Annotated in this window: 16 protein-coding genes, 3 tRNA genes and 1 riboswitch; of the genes, 9 read left to right on the top strand and 10 right to left on the bottom strand. The window is 40.9% G+C overall.

Features of this window, described 5'->3' with window-relative positions:
- Positions 1-108: 108 nt before the first annotated feature.
- The 3 genes from thiC to EHQ62_RS01315 form a co-directional block, all read right to left on the bottom strand.
- Positions 109-1638 (bottom strand): phosphomethylpyrimidine synthase ThiC, encoded by a 1530-nt coding sequence (thiC, locus tag EHQ62_RS01305; protein ID WP_135640462.1) that lies wholly within the window; start codon positions 1636-1638, stop codon positions 109-111.
- A 117-nt stretch (positions 1639-1755) separates the two neighbouring features.
- A riboswitch (TPP riboswitch) is annotated at positions 1756-1868 on the bottom strand.
- Positions 1869-1919: 51 nt separating this feature from the next.
- The gene (locus EHQ62_RS01310; RefSeq protein WP_135640463.1) at positions 1920-3449 is read right to left on the bottom strand and encodes a hypothetical protein; all 1530 of its coding nucleotides are present in this window, start codon (positions 3447-3449) and stop codon (positions 1920-1922) included.
- A 194-nt stretch (positions 3450-3643) separates the two neighbouring features.
- Positions 3644-4015, bottom strand: a complete 372-nt coding sequence (locus EHQ62_RS01315; RefSeq protein ID WP_135640639.1) for a PilZ domain-containing protein — start codon at positions 4013-4015, stop codon at positions 3644-3646.
- Positions 4016-4124: 109 nt separating this feature from the next.
- Between EHQ62_RS01315 and EHQ62_RS01320 the strand changes: the two genes are divergently transcribed.
- Together EHQ62_RS01320 and EHQ62_RS01325 are read left to right on the top strand one after the other, a co-directional pair.
- On the top strand, positions 4125-5282 hold the full coding sequence (locus tag EHQ62_RS01320) for an Lsa36 family surface (lipo)protein (RefSeq protein WP_135640464.1): 1158 nt from the start codon (positions 4125-4127) through the stop codon (positions 5280-5282).
- Between the two features lie 121 nt (positions 5283-5403).
- Positions 5404-6027 carry a hypothetical protein gene (locus EHQ62_RS01325; RefSeq protein ID WP_015678659.1) on the top strand — a complete coding sequence of 208 codons (624 nt, stop codon included), beginning with the start codon at positions 5404-5406 and terminating at the stop codon, positions 6025-6027.
- On the opposite strand, the gene EHQ62_RS01330 is transcribed toward EHQ62_RS01325, so the two are convergent.
- The 5 genes from EHQ62_RS01330 to EHQ62_RS01350 form a co-directional block, all read right to left on the bottom strand.
- Positions 6024-7304, bottom strand: coding sequence for an MFS transporter (locus EHQ62_RS01330; protein ID WP_135640465.1), 1281 nt, complete (start codon positions 7302-7304; stop codon positions 6024-6026). The genes EHQ62_RS01325 and EHQ62_RS01330 overlap by 4 nt on opposite strands.
- 84 nt (positions 7305-7388) lie before the next feature.
- On the bottom strand, positions 7389-7754 hold the full coding sequence (locus EHQ62_RS01335) for a phasin-related domain-containing protein (RefSeq protein ID WP_135640466.1): 366 nt from the start codon (positions 7752-7754) through the stop codon (positions 7389-7391).
- A gap of 141 nt (positions 7755-7895) precedes the next feature.
- On the bottom strand, positions 7896-8471 hold the full coding sequence (locus EHQ62_RS01340; protein ID WP_135640467.1) for a bifunctional nuclease family protein: 576 nt from the start codon (positions 8469-8471) through the stop codon (positions 7896-7898).
- A 25-nt stretch (positions 8472-8496) separates the two neighbouring features.
- Positions 8497-8570: transfer RNA gene (locus EHQ62_RS01345), tRNA-Ile, on the bottom strand.
- Positions 8571-8631: 61 nt separating this feature from the next.
- Positions 8632-9150: a hypothetical protein gene (locus EHQ62_RS01350; RefSeq protein ID WP_244241583.1), complete on the bottom strand. Its 519-nt coding sequence runs from the start codon at positions 9148-9150 to the stop codon at positions 8632-8634.
- Between EHQ62_RS01350 and hemW the strand changes: the two genes are divergently transcribed.
- The 4 genes from hemW (at position 9118) to EHQ62_RS01370 (ending at position 11035) form a co-directional block, all read left to right on the top strand.
- Positions 9118-10290, top strand: coding sequence for a radical SAM family heme chaperone HemW (hemW, locus tag EHQ62_RS01355; RefSeq protein ID WP_135640468.1), 1173 nt, complete (start codon positions 9118-9120; stop codon positions 10288-10290). The genes EHQ62_RS01350 and hemW overlap by 33 nt on opposite strands.
- Before the next feature lie 80 nt (positions 10291-10370).
- Positions 10371-10444, top strand: a tRNA-Ile gene (locus EHQ62_RS01360).
- A gap of 10 nt (positions 10445-10454) precedes the next feature.
- A tRNA-Ala gene (locus EHQ62_RS01365) sits at positions 10455-10527 on the top strand.
- A 76-nt stretch (positions 10528-10603) separates the two neighbouring features.
- Positions 10604-11035 carry a CBS domain-containing protein gene (locus tag EHQ62_RS01370; protein ID WP_015678609.1) on the top strand — a complete coding sequence of 144 codons (432 nt, stop codon included), beginning with the start codon at positions 10604-10606 and terminating at the stop codon, positions 11033-11035.
- On the opposite strand, the gene EHQ62_RS01375 is transcribed toward EHQ62_RS01370, so the two are convergent.
- A complete protein-coding gene (locus EHQ62_RS01375; RefSeq protein WP_135640641.1) occupies positions 11032-11790 on the bottom strand; it encodes a ribonuclease H-like domain-containing protein in 759 nt (252 codons plus the stop codon). The genes EHQ62_RS01370 and EHQ62_RS01375 overlap by 4 nt on opposite strands.
- Positions 11772-12860, bottom strand: coding sequence for a pyridoxal phosphate-dependent aminotransferase (locus tag EHQ62_RS01380; RefSeq protein WP_135640469.1), 1089 nt, complete (start codon positions 12858-12860; stop codon positions 11772-11774). Before EHQ62_RS01380 ends, EHQ62_RS01375 begins: the two co-directional genes overlap by 19 nt.
- 46 nt (positions 12861-12906) lie before the next feature.
- On the opposite strand from EHQ62_RS01380, the gene EHQ62_RS01385 reads away from it, so the two are divergent.
- The 3 genes from EHQ62_RS01385 to leuB are packed head-to-tail and all read left to right on the top strand — an operon-like array spanning position 12907 to position 16951.
- Positions 12907-14661: a phospho-sugar mutase gene (locus EHQ62_RS01385; protein WP_135640470.1), complete on the top strand. Its 1755-nt coding sequence runs from the start codon at positions 12907-12909 to the stop codon at positions 14659-14661.
- Complete coding sequence (locus EHQ62_RS01390) at positions 14658-15875, top strand: aspartate aminotransferase family protein (RefSeq protein ID WP_135640471.1); 1218 nt, start codon at positions 14658-14660, stop codon at positions 15873-15875. Before EHQ62_RS01385 ends, EHQ62_RS01390 begins: the two co-directional genes overlap by 4 nt.
- Positions 15872-16951, top strand: coding sequence for a 3-isopropylmalate dehydrogenase (gene leuB / locus EHQ62_RS01395; RefSeq protein WP_135640472.1), 1080 nt, complete (start codon positions 15872-15874; stop codon positions 16949-16951). The genes EHQ62_RS01390 and leuB overlap by 4 nt, the downstream gene beginning before the upstream one ends.
- Positions 16952-16965: the final 14 nt, after the last annotated feature.

Below are 16965 nucleotides of genomic sequence, written 5' to 3' on the forward strand. Positions count from 1 at the left end.
GATCCAATTTTAGCTTTGCCTTCCCTCTCAACACAAACCATTCCCTAATCCATTGGAAGGAAATTAAAAAGGGATACCCTCTCTCAAATTCTCCTTTAACAGGTAAACTTACAGGTCCATCTCATTGGTTTCCGTACTGGCACTAACCGTTTCCTTTCGTAAATCAGATGTTAGGCGCATGGAACAAAAATGAGGCCCACACATCGAACAAAAATGTGCCTTTTTCATTCCATCTTGGGGGAGAGACTCATCATGGTATGACCTTGCCAGTTCTGGATCAAGAGAGAGGGCAAACTGGTCTTCCCATCGGAACTCGAAGCGAGCTTTGCTTAACAAATCATCACGTTCTTTGGCACCGGGGTGGCCTTTGGCAAGGTCTGCGGCATGGGCTGCAATTTTATAAGCAATCACTCCATCCTTGACATCTTGTTTGTTCGGTAGGCCCAAATGTTCTTTTGGTGTCACATAACAGAGCATAGCCGTTCCATACCAAGCAATCATCGCAGCACCAATGGCCGATGTGATATGGTCATACCCAGGAGCAATGTCTGTGACAAGAGGACCAAGGGTATAAAAGGGAGCTTCCATACAGATCTCTTCTTGCAAACGAACATTTTCTTGGATGAGGTGCATGGGAACATGACCTGGCCCCTCCACCATTACCTGGATGTCATCTGACCATGCTCGTTTTGTGAGCTCCCCTAAGGTTTTTAATTCTGCAAATTGGGCAGCGTCATTGGCATCGTTGATGCAACCTGGACGTAACCCATCTCCCAGTGAATATGAAACTCCATACTTTTGCATGACTTTTGAAATCTGATCAAAATGTTCATAGAGGAAGTTTTCTTTTTTATGGTGGTTACACCATTTTGCCAAAATGGAACCACCTCTCGAAACAATCCCTGTGATCCGTTTTTCTGTGAGTTGGACATACTCACGTAAAACTCCCGCATGGATTGTAAAATAATCCACACCCTGTTCAGCTTGTTCTTCCAAGGTTTCTAAAAATACAGATATATTTAAATCTTCAACCTTCCCCTTCACCTTTTCCAACGTTTGGTACAGCGGAACAGTACCAATGGGAACAGGGGAATTGCGAAGGATCCATTCCCTTGTTTCATGGATGTTTTTGCCTGTGGACAAGTCCATCACGGTATCTGCCCCCCAATGGAGTGCCCATCTTAGTTTTTCCACCTCATCTTCTATTGAGGATAAAATGGCAGAATTTCCTATGTTTGCATTGATTTTAACGAGGAATTTTTTCCCTATGATCATAGGTTCCAGTTCCAAGTGGCGTTTGTTAGACGGTATGATCGCACGACCTATTTTTACTTCGTTCATCACAAATTCAGGAGGCATACCTTCTCTTTTGGCAACATACACCATCTCTTCTGTCAGGATGTTTCGTTTTGCATAATAGAGTTGGGAAAATTTTTTTTCTCCGCGATTCTCCCTTCCGTCTATCCAAGGTTTTCTTAGTTTCGGGATTCCTTGTTTGTAATCATATGTTTCCTCATGGATGCAATACATGCCTTCTGTGCGGTAGGCCTTAAATTCGGTTCCATTTGACAAAGGAATGGTGCTTTGTGGTGTAAACACTTCGTTGATAGACAAATGGGTTGGATGGTTCTCAGACATACGATTTCCTTGGCCGGAAACTCTCATCAATGGTATGCAAGGAAGGAAAAAAGGAGTATAACCAACGTTAGCTAAAAAACCATTCCGATGGAAAATGGTCACAAACACTAACTTAGGAATATTTTTTTTCCGTTTCCCTTCGCAAGTATTACCAAGATCAGGTTCAAAAAGGGTATTTCTCAGCCGAATTTTTGGATCACCAAAAACCTTAGGCACCCCTAACGGTTATCTCTTATCTCTTAGGATTCCAATATTTTGACAACAAAATTTACGGTGTTTCATTATGGTTTCCCGCCTGATTCTCTGGTTTTATTTTTTCTTGGTAGGTATTTGGCTTTCATTTGGTTGTATTTCACTTTAGAGAGGATATTTTTTTCCCATTCCAATGGAAATTCATCCCCAACAAAAAATCGAAACAATCGGTAAACAAAAGACATTTGTTTCCAATACACAATGTTTTTGGCATCTCTGTATAAGTTTTTAAATCTTAGGTTTGACAAAAAACTTTTTTTCACATGGGGGTATTTTTCCATGAGTGTTTCAAAGATGTATAGAGTGTGATCTCCATCATAATAATGTTCAATGGTTTTTTCCATCACGATGTTTCCAGAGCTTACATCCTTAGAAAGGAAAACCCAATAAAAAGTTGAATTATAATAGTATTCACAAAACATCACATCGTCTGCTTTCTGTAATTCTAAGATGACTCGGTCGTTTCCTGTATACATTGATTGATCGATTAACAAAAATCGGCTGATAAAATTATCTCCCATCTTTAACATTGTATACAATATTTCAAAATGTTGTTTGGCTTCAATCGCTGCCTTTTCTTCCGAAATTTTCTCTGCCTTTGTTGTTAATATTTGGTAAATTTTTACAAACTCAAGGATTGGTTCCCCTTCAAAAGAGAGAGTGGACTGGATCGTTTCTAGAAATTCGATTTGAGGCAAATAGGATTGTTTCCTGAGTTCATCAAACTTTGAATCCTTAATTTTTTCTTTCATACCATCGTGAATCACTTTTACACTTGGTTCTAATTCGATGAGTTTTGGAACAATTTTCTCTTCAAAAAACTTAGAGAATTCTAATTCTTTTTGGATCGCATCGGTGGTATCATAATAAATCCAACCCAGTGTGGGTAAAAAAAAGTAAATTTCTGAATTGGCAAATCCATCTTCTAGGTATTCGACTAGTTCTTCACGAAATTCCAGTTTGGTATGAAAAGGTGTATCAAATCCTAATAATAAAGAACGAATGATGGATTCAGGTTTTTGATTTAACGAACTTATCGCAATTTGGTAGAAGTCACTTGTTTCTTTTTGGAAGTTATCTACTAAAAAATTTTGTAAATTGACAAAGGACCTGGCTGCAATGGAATTATAGGCAAACGCATATTTTTCTTCGACCCGTTCTCCAGAATAGGATACAATGGCAAGTTCCACTTGTAATGGTTCTACCAAAGTTGGATAGGAAGGTATTTGGTTTGCAGAAACTTCTTCTTCTTTTCGAACCAAATAAAATATGGGCATTGCCAGTTCATTATCCAACAAATTTTGGATGAGTGATACCATACCTTTCCCATATACCTTTAGTTCATTTTCTTTAATTGTCTCTGTATTGAGTTGGAAGGCAAAATAACTTTGGCTTAGATCAGGAACACATAACTTTCGCAAGCTGGCCAATACTTTGGCTGCTTGGTCTGTTAACATCAACTCGCGTTTATGAGAATCGAACAAACTGTCCAAAAATATCGGTGTGTATATTTTAAGTTGGTCTAACCTGGAAACACCCGAAAGGCGAAACATTGTCATAAATCCACCTACAACCCGCAAAGCCATGGGATTGGTATGATTGAGATGGGTTCCATCTAAATAGAATTATTCTAAATTACAAATGGAATTTTAGAATATAAGTAAAAACGAATGATCGAAAGTTCTGATAAGATCCGATTCCAACTGAGCATCTGTCCAGAAGCAAATCTGTGACTTAGTTAAGGACAGAGGAATTAATTTAAAACCCTTCCTTGTCGTACCATGCGGTTGACATAAACTTGTAAGTCTTGTTTCCCTTTCGGACCCATGGCAGTAAACTGAACACCGTAAATCCCTGATTCTTTCGATTTTTTCCCAATTTGTTTGATCACACCTTTGGCCATAAAATCCGCCAAATCTCCAGGAAGGGCTACAAGGATTTCCACAGTTTCGTTCATGTCCCACTCATCAAAATGGTTCGGGGCAACAATCCCTACCCCACCCATACTGATGTCACTTGCGTGTAAAACGTCGAGGAGGGCAGTTCCCATCAAATGGATCTCCACTGGATCGTTTTCTAGGGGTTTGACACGGACATACTTCCGTTTTTCTTGGATTGGGGGCATTCCAGGAATTTGGCACAAATTCCTTCGGTTGTAAACCAGGAAATTCTAGCCCCCTCAATTGTTAAGAAAGCATAGACCAAACTCCGATATTTGGTATGATAGGGGCTTCATGAGAACGCGTGTCATCACAATCAGTTTTGTTTTGGGTTGTTTTTTCCTTTCGCCAAGTCAAATGCAGGCGGGAGTCACCTGTTCGGGAGATGCCTGTACCATCTTACCTGCGACCATCCAATCCCAGATCAATAATTTAGACCAAGCCCTCCAATTGCAGTACACGGATAAGGTGCTTGCGACCATGTCTGAAGCAGCCGTTGTTTCCAACATCAATTCGTCTCTTATGGGACCTGGACTTGTCAATCGTTTCCAAGTAGGACTTGGGGTGGCAGTGGCAGGCCAACAAAAAGAAGACATCAATGTTGTGTACCAAAATTTAAGTTTTCAAAAACTACCCAATGTGGGAGCCTCTGTTGCACCTAACTTCATTGTGGCGGTTAACTTAGGTTGGCTCATGGGTGGTGGTCCATCCGATACAGAACCAGAACTCAAAACATTTTTACACAGATTCAATTTATACCTACATGGATTCCAATTTAACTTTGCGCAAGGTGACGTTCAAAAAGCCATTCAGGCGCAAAATAAAAACGTAGACTTAGGTGGTGATATCACTACCGGTGGGTTCACACTCCGTTACCATTTGATTGAAAACTATTCAGATGGCATTGGGCTCTTTGAATTCACGGGAATTTCCATGGGACTTGGGTTACACTACCAACGCCAACTCATCGATGTTACCTACAACGACAATAAAACCCAATCGTTGACACTAGGTCCTGCAGTGGGGACTTGGGGTGGTGCCACTACGTTTAATTATTCCAGTACGGTAACAAGTGTCCCCATAGACCTTCGCACGGGATTTCGTTTCTTTTACTTTTTTACCTTATTTGCCGGAGGAGGAACTTCGATGAACTTTGGTAGTTCTTCTCTCAACCTTTCCCGTTCTGGTCCGCTTGTCCTAGCCTTAGATTCGAGTGCGATCGCATCTTCTCTTTCAGCGGAAGTGGCAGCTCTCATCCCTGCCTCGGCACTCGGCCAAACAAGAACCGGTACCTTAACCATGGACATAAGTGGCAAGGCACAAGCACCTAACACAACTAACTTTCTTGTCGCAGGTTTAGAAATCAATGCCCTCATCACCAAACTGACCGTAGAAGCAATTGTGGCCCAAAATGTGCAATCCGTGATGGTTGGGGCAAAATTTGCCTTTTAACCTATCCCTTGGCACTCTTTTTGCAATTTATAGGAAATGAAAGTTTTAGGACCAGTGTGGGATTTTCCTAACACCTTCTGTTTAGGTTCTAAGCAAATTGCAAAAGTTTTAGGAGATTCCAATGGCACAAGTCATACAAGAAGTCAAAAAACCCATCCTACATATCTCTTGTGTCCCAAGAAAAGACACAACCCTCCTAAAAATTTCACTTTCGCAAGATGACTTGGGAATCCTGTACCGGGTTACCTCAGTGTTATTCCACCACAGGTGGGATATATTAGAAGCGGTAGCAGAGACGGCAAGTGATGGGCATGTCCAGGATCTCTTTGTGATCCAAAGTTGGGATGGCAAAGAAATGACAGAGAGCCTACTTTCCCAAATCCGAACCGACCTCTACTCTCTCTTTTATGAAGGTAAGTCTGTTGCGATGTACTTAAGGGAAAATGCAAAAGAAGAAATTCTTGTGCGTAAAATTGGTGATTCCGAAGCCTCTTTGAAATTGTACAATCCAATCTCTTCTGATTTTACTGTGATGGATTTACGAATGAAAGACACCCCAGGAATTTTATTCCAAATCACGGAAGCATTGTACCATTTGGGAATCGATATCATCAGTTTCACAGCCAATAGTTTTGATGGAAAAATCAGAGATAGTTTTTTACTCCGCACCTCTCTCACAGGAGACAAGTTGGACGAAAAACTGATGTTCCCTATGTTACGGGCAAAATTAGAATCCTTCCTTTAAGTTGTCCGTTCCTGTTGTTTTCCTAATAAAATTGTAAACACAACCAGTAAAACAAGGGATACTAAAAATGCAAAACTTGGTCCCTTTTGGAAGTACAACAAAGAAAAAACAATAGGAGACACTGCCCTTCCCAGTGATCCGAAACTACGAAAGAGACCAAGGGACCTTCCCAGGTCTCCTTTCCCACTCTCAAGTGAGGCAAAAGAAGACAATCCAGGATTCACAAGGGCACTTCCAAAGGCCAAAAAGAATAACGAAACAAATAGTCCAATCATCTCTGTACCAAATACAGTGAGGAGTGCCATTCCGAGGACCACAACTACACCGCCATAAAGAGAGATTTTCTTTTCCGAAATTTTTCCTGACAAACGCCTGACCACACCACCTTGCACCAGTATGATGATAATGCCAATGTACAAAAATGTAAATCCAATCTGTTTGGGAGAAAAGGCAAAGGTATCCGAAAGGAAAAAATTCACAACAAATTCAAATCCTGAAAAACTAAGGACAAACAATAAATTGAGTAAAGAGATCCGAACCAAATTCCTAGATTCAATTTTCTTTAAGGATAAAAACGGATGGATTTCTTTATCAGGTATTGTTTTGGGTTTTGTGGAAGGTAAAAATAAGTACACAAGCACCATGGAAACGAGGGAAACCAAAATCGCAAAAAAAGCAGAAGCTGGAAAAATCACAAACTCACCGGACAAAAAATAAGAATCTAAAAATGTCCATTGGGAACTAATCCCACCAAGGAGTGGCCCCATCACAAATCCCAAACCAATGCCTGCACCCAAAAGTCCCATTCCCGCTGCTCTCGACTTTTCATCTGTTTGGTCTGCCATCGCTGCTGATGCGACGGATAAATTCCCACCCATCATCCCAGTGATGACGCGGCTCAAAACGAACATCCAAAACTGTGAGGAAAATAACCAAAGTAAGTAGCCAATGGTATTGCCAAGAGTTGTCAATAGCAAGATGGAACGCCTGCCTGACAAGTCAGACAATCGTCCCCAAACGGGAGCCGCTAAAAACTGTAATAAACTATAAATGCTCCCTAAAATGCCACCAAACAATACAAAGGTGTATTTCTCTTCACCACCAAAAGATAACTCTTTTGCGAAGGAGTAAAACAATCGAAAGAATACATCATCTCCTTTTGCTAAAAAAAACTCCAAAGTTTTTGGAAAAAGGGGAAACAAAAGGGAAAATCCCATCATATCCGTAAATACGATCAAAAATAAAATGAATTGGATTTTTTTAGGAGACTGACTCATCAGAACAAATCTCAGGGATCAAATAAAAAAAGCCACAGAAAACTCTGTGGCTTTTGGTGAATTTCTTCAAAATCTTTTGATTTGTTATTTAGATTTTGCTTTGTCGATGAGGGCCTTTAGCTCATCTAACGTTTGTTTCAATTTCTCTTTCACTTGCGGAGGAATTGCTGTGTCAATTTGTTGGTAAATGGATTGGTAGTTCGCTTGTAATTTTGCCAAAACCTCATCATAACTAGCGTTAGTTTTACCAATCGCACTTTGTGCATCAGCAATTGTTTTACTCAAAAGGTCACGGATTTTTTGTGTTTCTGCAGACTTATCCAATTCACCTTTTGATTTTAATTCATTGTATACTTTTTCTAAATCGACAACCGCTGATTTAAATTTTTCTTCACCAGAACGTAACAAAGCGATTCCAGCATTTACGACATCCATAACCAATTTTTCCATACAACATTCCTATCGGAGGGATCTACCCTAGATTTTGGATTCTAAGTCTAAGAAAAAGAAATAGGGATTACAATAAAAAAAATCGAAGGCTCCGCAATTTCTATGTGACATAGTAAAATCTGGAATGGTTTGCCCGAGGGATTAACTGTTTTCGATGAGTTTTTTGATTTGGTCGCGGATCTTCGCAGCAGTTTCGTAGTCTTCCGTTTTGAGAGCATTTTCCAAGGTTTCTTCTAAGATTTGCAAGTTTGACTTAGGGAGTGCTTGTATCTTTTTTTCGGAGGAAATGTTTTCCCCTTGGATTTCATCGTCTTTCATGATGATGCCAGTTTCATCTAACACTGATTTTGCGATGAAAATGGGAGCATTGGCGCGAAGGGCAAGTGCAATGGAATCCGATGGCCTTGCATCCAAAGTGATGACTTCCTCATCCTTCTTCAGTTGGATTTTTGCATAAAACGTACTATCGATGATTTCTTCGATGGTGATCTTTTGCACCGTGGCCCCAAGCGATGTTAACATATACAACATAAGATCATGTGTCATCGGACGAGGTGGTTTTGTGCCATCGATGACTGTGGTGATGGAATGGGTTTCGAGGGGTCCAATGAAAATGGGAACCACTCGTTTGTCATCCGAATCTTTGGGTCGTAAAAAAACGGCAAAACCAACATTGGTCAGGCTGATATCAGAAATTTTTACTTCATAAAACTCCATACAATATCGTTTCCTTTCCTTTTTGTGGGCCCAGAAGGGCTCGAACCTTCGACCCGCAGATTATGAGTCTGCTGCTCTAACCAACTGAGCTATAGGCCCCACTGACTTCCAATCTTTCGAGGAAATAAGTAGAGACAAGCACAAAACAAGTGACTGGTCATTAAAGCGAAAGAAACAGGTTGGATTCAAAAAAATCATTTAGGTCTTTGCGATCCGATTTCCATTGCAGCCAAATCCAGAGGTAGGGTTTGGAGTCCATTTGCACCCACACTTGGTTTCGCAATGCATTTTGATTCCGAATTTGGTCTGCCTCGTAGACTTGGAAGGATTTGCCAAATATCTTTTTTTCGGATTGTTTCGGATTGATTGGTTTTTGGAAAACCGATTCTGTCCAAAGATTTTTTTCCGTAACCGGTTCACTCCAGGGGAGTATCCTTACGACCATAAAAAATCCATCTCGTTTGGCAGGATACACTGTGAGTTTTTTTTGGGTTGTGGACTCCTCTTTCACAACAACAGCTTCTGGGAATCGGAAAGAAAATGATTCCCATATAAAGTTTTGGTTTGGTTCCACAAGAGTCTGGGAAAGGATCGTATTAGATAGACTTCCCAACAAAAAAAGGAAACAAATCAATACCTTCATCACATGAAAGAGTCCACTGAAGAAACCGTCTGGCAAGTCCGAAATTCCTTTTTGGGAGTTTATGTACACTTCCCCTATTGTTTTAAAAAATGTGATTACTGTGATTTTTATTCAGAAGGGATTGGTGCCAGTCCAGCTAACGACGAGTTGTCGCTCTTCTCTGCCTACCAAAAGGAAGTTTTGGAAAGGGTATCTCATTTTCCCAATTTGAGACACCGGACAATTGATACCGTATTTTTTGGAGGGGGTACCCCTTCCAAAGCAAAAACAAAAAATTGGTCTCATTTTTTAGAATTCCTGAGGTCCGAATTTAATGTTTCCAGGGACGTAGAAATTTCCATTGAAGTAAATCCAGAAGACTTAAGTTCCCAATTGTTGGATGAATATGCAAAAATAGGCATCAATCGGGTGAATGTAGGCGTACAAACTCGTAACCCACAAGGTTTGGAATACTTAGGCCGTCATTATGACAAAGAAAAATACGACTCACTTTTTTTGACTCTCACCCACTCACCCATAAAACGAGTGGGGATTGATTTGATGTATGGCATCCCAGGTTTACAAAGATCGGATTTTCTTTCTGACCTCCATTACTTTTTAGAAGCTGGGTTTCCCCACTTAAGTTTGTATTCCCTCACCTTGGAAAAAGGGACACAGTATTCGAGAGATGTAAAAGATCATAAAAAAAAAGAACCAGAAGAGAGTATCCAATCTGAAATTTTAACCACCTTACCAGAGTTAATGAAAAGCCATGGATACCGATGGTATGAAGTTTCAAATTATGCAAAACCAGGTTTTGAATCCAAACACAATCTTAAGTATTGGACCTTTGAACCCTATCTTGGGATTGGACCAGGAGCACATGGAATGATTGAAGGTTATCGTTATGGGAACCCAAGGAATGCCAACCTTTACCAAAAAAAAATACCAGCGAAACAATATGAACCCGTCACTCCTAATTCCGAACTGGCACTCACTCTGTTTCGGTTATTTTCACCTTTTCGGTACTTGGAGTTTATCGAAACGTATCTGGACAAATCATCACAAACCAAATTCAAAGAAACCATCAATTTATGGGAAAAACGTGGGCTTTGTACCGTTTCCAATGGAATTTTCCAATGGAAAAAAGAAGCATTACTTTTGTTAGATGACCTAATCCTCTCCATTGCAAATTGAATTTTCTCTTTTCCTTTTGTAAAATAATCCTAAAAAAAGATTGCCCATAGACCCCTCTCGAAAAATACTGTTCGTATCCCGGGCCTGTAGCTCAGTTGGTTAGAGCACTCGCTTGATAAGCGAGGGGTCACAAGTTCAAGTCTTGTCAGGCCCATAAAAGAAACGGGGCGTTAGCTCAGCTGGGAGAGCATCTGATTTGCATTCAGAAGGTCATCGGTTCGATCCCGATACGCTCCAAAAACCCGTTTTCTCTTCCCTACCTTTTTAAAAATTTCTTGCTATCTCAAACGATTTCCGGTACACCAAGGGTGTCATGTCCGTAAAAGATATCCTAAAAGACAAAGCCTCCTCCGTTCTTTCCATCGAAGAAGATAGAAATGTTTTGGAAGCCACTCAGATGATGGTGGGTGCCAAAGTGGGATCCCTCATTGTCACCTTCCAAGGAAAACTAGTTGGGATTTTTACAGAGAGGGATTTGATGCGTGTGGTTGCCAAAGACCATGCCAATTTGGATAAAATCAAATTAAAGGATGTGATGACAACCCAACTCACCGTTGCTGGACCTGATGAAGATGTAGATGATATCTTAAACAATATGATCACAAAACGGTTCCGCCATATGCCTGTCCTTGATGGGGACAAAATCATTGGGCTCATCTCCATAGGAGATGCGGTCAAAACCAAACTTAGCAAAACACAGGCGGAGATGCATATCCTCAGAGAGTATATGTATGGCCCACACTAAAACAAACGGTTTTCTGATAAGAGATCGATTGTTTTTTCGAGCACAATTTTAAGATTTTTCGTATCCTCTCTGTTATACGCTATCAATTTTTCCAAAGCTTCTTTGTTATTTGTCCTTTGGTATTCAAACCATAAAAGGGGAGCTTCTCTTCCATCCATTCCAGCAATGGCTTCCGGCCGAACAAGGCCCAGTTGGATTTCTGATTTTTTTAATCCCCCTTTGATGCCAATAGAATGTAAGAGGTTCATTAGATCGAGTTGTGGGTTTTTCACTCTGTAATGGAATTCTCTTTCTAAAAAAGGAATGTCAAACCGCCTACCGTTGTAGGTGACAATGATGTCTTCTGGTTCAATCACATCAAATAAAAACTCTAAATCCTTTCCACGTTCAAAAGTACGAATGGTTTCATTCTGGAACAAACTCACAACGGTTGTGACAGAAGATTCAGATATGCCTGTTGTCTCAATGTCTAAAAAACAAAATCGTTCAGGGAAATGTTGCCAAAGCCTCCAGTACTCTAAACTCGGAAGTTCTTTTGTGAAAAACGTAAAATTGGCTTCTTGGAATTCTTTTTCTAATTCCTCCCACCTTTCTTCTAAAATTGTCAGGTTTGGTAACAGTGGATCATTTGTTTTCTTTTGGTATTGGATGAGGCTCGGCCAATCATACACCCCGACACCTAACAATTGTTTTTCTTTTTTTTCTCCAATCCCTGGAAAGAGTTGTAGGCTTTTTCTTAAATGAGATCCGTACATTCCATCCACCGCGTAAGGCCTTCCAAAAACACTCCCTCTTTTGCACCAAATCCAATGCGGATGTAACCTTCCATTTCAAAATTGGACCCAGGCAATACAAACACCCCAGTTTTCAGATACAGTTTGTCCGCATAACCTTCCGAAGAAATCCCAGGTTCCAGTTGTAACCATCCCACAAGTCCACCACTAGGGGGGGTAAAGGATTGGCTCTTTGGTAACTTCTGCCAAACGGAAGTGAACGCATCGATATTCTTTTGAACTCGTTTTTGGATTTCTGGAAGGAAACTTTCTTTTTCTGTTAAAAGACCGAGTGCAATCCGTTCGGAGATTGGGTTTACCGTATGGGTAAGATAATCCTTAAAAGAACGGGCTCTTTGTATGAAATCTTTGTCTGCGATAAGCCATCCTACCCTAAGGCCTGTTACACCAAAACACTTGGTAAAGGAACCAGTTCCGTAAAACTGATCCCCTGGATTCACACCTGTGATCCCCAAACCTCCACCTTTTGGCAAAAATCGATAGTGTTCGTCAAAGAGTACGGTTTTCTTTTGGGACCGAAAGAACGTGAGGAGTTTGTCCCATTCTCCAAGTGGGAAGGTCTGTCCTGTTGGGTTGTGAGGGTGGTTGATCACATAAAGGTCTGCCTGAACCTTTTCCCAAGTGTTGGCAAAAAATGCCTTTTCATACGAAACAGGGATGACCTCTCCTCCTAACATCTTGGGAATTTCATATAGGGCCTGGAAGGCTGGCCAAATGAGAGCCAGTTTTGTTTTTGGTTTCACAAGGAGGTGGAAGGCGAGGTACAAAGCCTCACCGGTTCCTGTTGTCACAAGCACTTCTTCTTTTGAGACACCAGGGTAGAGATTTGCAATCGCACTTCGGAGTTCAAAAGAACCTTGGTTTGGTGCGTCATACATGGGAATTGGGGAAAGATCTTTCCACGTGAGACAAGCGAGAGATAACACCTCCTCCAACGTAAAATGGGAAAGTCCACTTTCACCCATATTACAAAATGCATTCAGACGGTATCGTTCGAGTCTGTCTTCTATGAAAAATTCTCTCGGTTCCAAAATTGATTTCCATTCAACTTAGCTTCAAAAGATTAGTATGTAAGCTATGTTGAAACCAGAAGACAATATCCTATCTTGGACGAAATCACCTTTTTCTACAGAAATCCAATCAGAAGCCAAAAAGGCATACGACGATTGGCAAAAAGGAATCACCTCGGAACTCGTTGATTCATACGCACACCCACTCAGTTTTGGAACCGGAGGGATCCGAGGGAAAATTGGGAATGGAATCGGCAAAATGAACCTGTATACGGTGGGCCGGGCCGCACTTGGTTTTTTACGTTATCTGAAAGACACAAAAGAAAATCCTTCCATAGTCATCGCCTATGATTCGAGAAGGTTGTCAAAAGAGTTTGCAGAACTATCAGCAGGCATTGGAGCAACTCTTGGGGTTAAGGTTTATGTATTCCCTAAGGTAACACCCACCCCCCTTCTCTCCTATGCCATCCGTTACTTCCAAGCAAGTGGTGGGATTGTCATCACGGCTTCCCACAACCCCCCTGAGTACAATGGATTCAAAGCTTACCTTGCCGATGGAGGGCAACTTGTGCCTCCAGATGATGCCTTCATCATAAAAGGGATCAGTGGGATCGAAGATTGGAACTCCATTCCAATGCTTTCCAAATCAGATCAACTGTACAAAAAATTTGTGAAGTCAGTTGGGCCTGATTGTTTTAAGAGTTACCTTAAAGATTTAAAGAAAGCAAAAATCCAATCAAATGCCAAACCAAAAACACGTAACAATTTAAAGATCGTTTACTCCCCGTTACATGGAACAGGTGGCGATTACATGAAAGAAATGTTATCCTTTTTTGGATACAAATCCGTTTTTTTGGTTCCAGAACAAAAAAAACCAAATGGTGAATTCCCAACCGTTCAATACCCAAACCCTGAAGAAAAGGAAGCACTCGGATTATGTGAGTTCCATGCTAAAAAGAAAAAAGCAGAAGTATTCATCGCAACAGATCCTGATGCTGACCGGTTAGGAGTGGGTGTACGAAAATCAGATGGGGAGTATGAGTATTTAAATGGAAATCAAATTGGTTCCATTATGGCCGCATACCTTTCCGAAAGGAAAAAAGAAAAAGGGAAAGTGTATCACTTGGTTAAAACCATTGTGACAACTGACTTACAAGAAGCCATTGCGAAAAAAAATGGAATCAAAATTAAAAACGTTCTCACCGGATTCAAATACATTGCGGAAGAAATGAAACAAATTGAATCCAAGAAAAACAACTTATTTCTGTTTGGTGGCGAAGAATCTTACGGATATTTACCCGTTCCGTTTGTCCGTGACAAAGACTCACTTTCGAGTGCCCTTCTTTTTGTAGAAATCCTTGCCGAAAAAGGTGACCTACTCAGTTACTTAAATGAAATTTATCTGAAGTATGGGCTCTACCGCGAAAGTTTGTATTCCTTAACCCTAGAAGGTAGTTCTGGCCAAACCAAAATCAAAGCATCCATCGAAGCCTTACGAAAAGAAAACCTGATCGGTAAAATGGTTGGAGGAAGAAAAGTAATTTCTGTTTTCGACTATGAAACGCAAACCGCATCCGGAAAAGGAAAGGATTCTGTCTTCAAAGGGATGCCAAAATCCAATGTCATCCAAGTGGAACTCGAAGGGAATGCAAAGCTTACCATCCGTCCATCGGGAACGGAACCCAAAGTGAAAGTGTATTCCTCGTTTGCTTCTCTTAAAAAACCCAAAAAAACATCGGAGATCCCAATGCTTTGGGAAACTCTTGGAAATGAAATTTCCCTCGCTGAAAAAGACTTTTTACAAATGGCAGGCCTACTATGAGTTCCGAAACCAAAACTAAATTTGAAAGTATCAAATCACTTTCTGACAAATACCTGCTGAATACCTACAACAGGTACCCAGTTGCCTTCCAATATGGTGTTGGTGAAATGATCTTTGACCAAGATAACAAAGGTTATATCGATTTCCTCGCTGGGATTGCAGTATCCAACTTAGGGCATGGGGAAGCAGACCTCATCGAAGCCTTGCGAAACCAAATGGATAAAATCCTCCATTCTTCTAATTTGTATTATTCAGAAGAACAAGCAAAACTAGCAGAAGTCATCATTGAAAACAGTATCCCAGGAAAAGTATTTTTGTGTAACTCTGGAACTGAAGCAAATGAAGCCGCATTCAAATTGATGCGTAGGCACGGAATCAACCAAAACATCGATCATCCAGTTATTTTAGCACTTCAGTCTAGTTTTCATGGAAGGACATTATCTGCCATGTCCATGACAGGAAATGAATCAGTGCGTAATGGATTTGGAGAACTAGCAGCTGACATCCATTTTGTGGAAGCCAATAACGAAGATTCCTTGATCCAAGCCTTTGAACAATACGGTGGTTCCATTGCAGGGATCATTATGGAGCTCATCATCGGAGAGGGTGGTGTAATTCCCCTTTCCCAATCCTTTGTGAACTTGGCTCGTAAACTTACAGAAGAAACCAATTCTCTTTTGGTATTTGATGAAATCCAAACTGGAATGGGTAGAACAGGAAAGATGTTTTGTTTTGAACACTACGGTATGTACCCTGATGCCTTCACTCTTGCAAAAGGACTTGGATCAGGATTTCCGATCGGGGCCCTTGTCGTTTCAAAAGAATATGAATCAGTTTTGGAAAAAGGGATGCATGGTTCAACCTTCGGTGGAAACCATTTGGCATGTGTGGCAGCGTTTGAAACATTTAAAATTTTGCTCTCACGTAACATCCTCGACCATGTAACAACCATTTCAGAACAAATGTTCCTTCGCCTAAAACAAATCATGGAGTCCACAGGTAAAATCAAAGAAGTCCGTGGTCGTGGACTACATATCGGTGTGGAATTATATACCGAATCAAGACCAATTGTGGAAGAATGTTTGAAGCGAGGTCTTGTGGTGAATAGCACCGCCGGCAAAGTCATTCGTATTATCCCACCACTCATTCTCAGCATCGAAAAAGCAACAGAAGGATTGGATATTTTAGAATCAGTTTTAAAGGAAATGAAATGAAAAAGGTAGCAGTACTTGCCGGTGACGGAATCGGCCCAGAAGTAATGGAAGTTGCCCTACAAGTAGTAGGGAAAGCATTAGGCAATAAAGCAAGTGAATTTAGCTTTGAACATGCATTAGTTGGTGGTGCGGCGATAGACGCCACTGGATTCCCACTCCCTGACGAAACATTAAAACTTTGTGAATCGGCATCTGCCATCTTTTTTGGTTCTGTAGGTGGGCCAAAATGGGAAGGCCTTCCACCAGATCGACAACCTGAACGAGGTGCCCTACTCCCTCTTCGCAAACATTTTGATTTGTTTGCCAACCTTCGCCCTGCGATCATCTACCCTGAATTAAAAAAAGCAAGCCCCATCCGTGGTGACATCATCGGAGATGGACTTGATATCTTAATCTTACGTGAGTTAACTTCTGGCATTTATTTTGGGAAACCAAAAGGCCGTGAAGGCAGCGGTGCCGAAGAGTTTGCTTTTGACACTATGCGTTATTCCAGAAGAGAAATTGAAAGGATTGCACGCACTGCATTTGAGGCCGCCAAAAAACGTAACAAAAAAGTAACCAGTATTGATAAAGCAAATGTTTTAACTACTTCTGTTTTATGGCGCGAAGTGGTTGTGGAACTTCATAAAAAAGAATACTCAGATTGTGTGTTGGAACATCTATATGTGGATAATGCTGCCATGCAACTCATTGTAAAACCAAAACAATTTGATGTGATGCTATGCGAAAATATGTTTGGGGACATCCTTTCCGATGAAGCGTCTATCATCACAGGTTCGATTGGAATGTTGCCATCAGCCTCTCTCTCAGAATCCGGTTTTGGATTGTATGAACCATCTGGTGGTTCCGCTCCTGATATAGCAGGAAAAGGAATCGCAAACCCAATTGCCCAGATTCTCTCCGGTGCTCTAATGTTACGGTATTCATTTGGAATGGAAACGGAGGCCGTTGCCATTGAAAATGCCATCCGAACTGTTCTGAAAAAAGGAATGAGAACCCGAGACATCGCTGAGGAAGGCACAACCGTCCTTGGAACCAAAGAAATTGGGGTTGAAATCGAAAAGGCACTTGGATAAGGTACGTAGAACAT

This window comes from Leptospira jelokensis (genome assembly GCF_004769635.1).
In the GTDB taxonomy this organism is placed as follows: Bacteria; Spirochaetota; Leptospiria; order Leptospirales; family Leptospiraceae; genus Leptospira_A; species Leptospira_A jelokensis.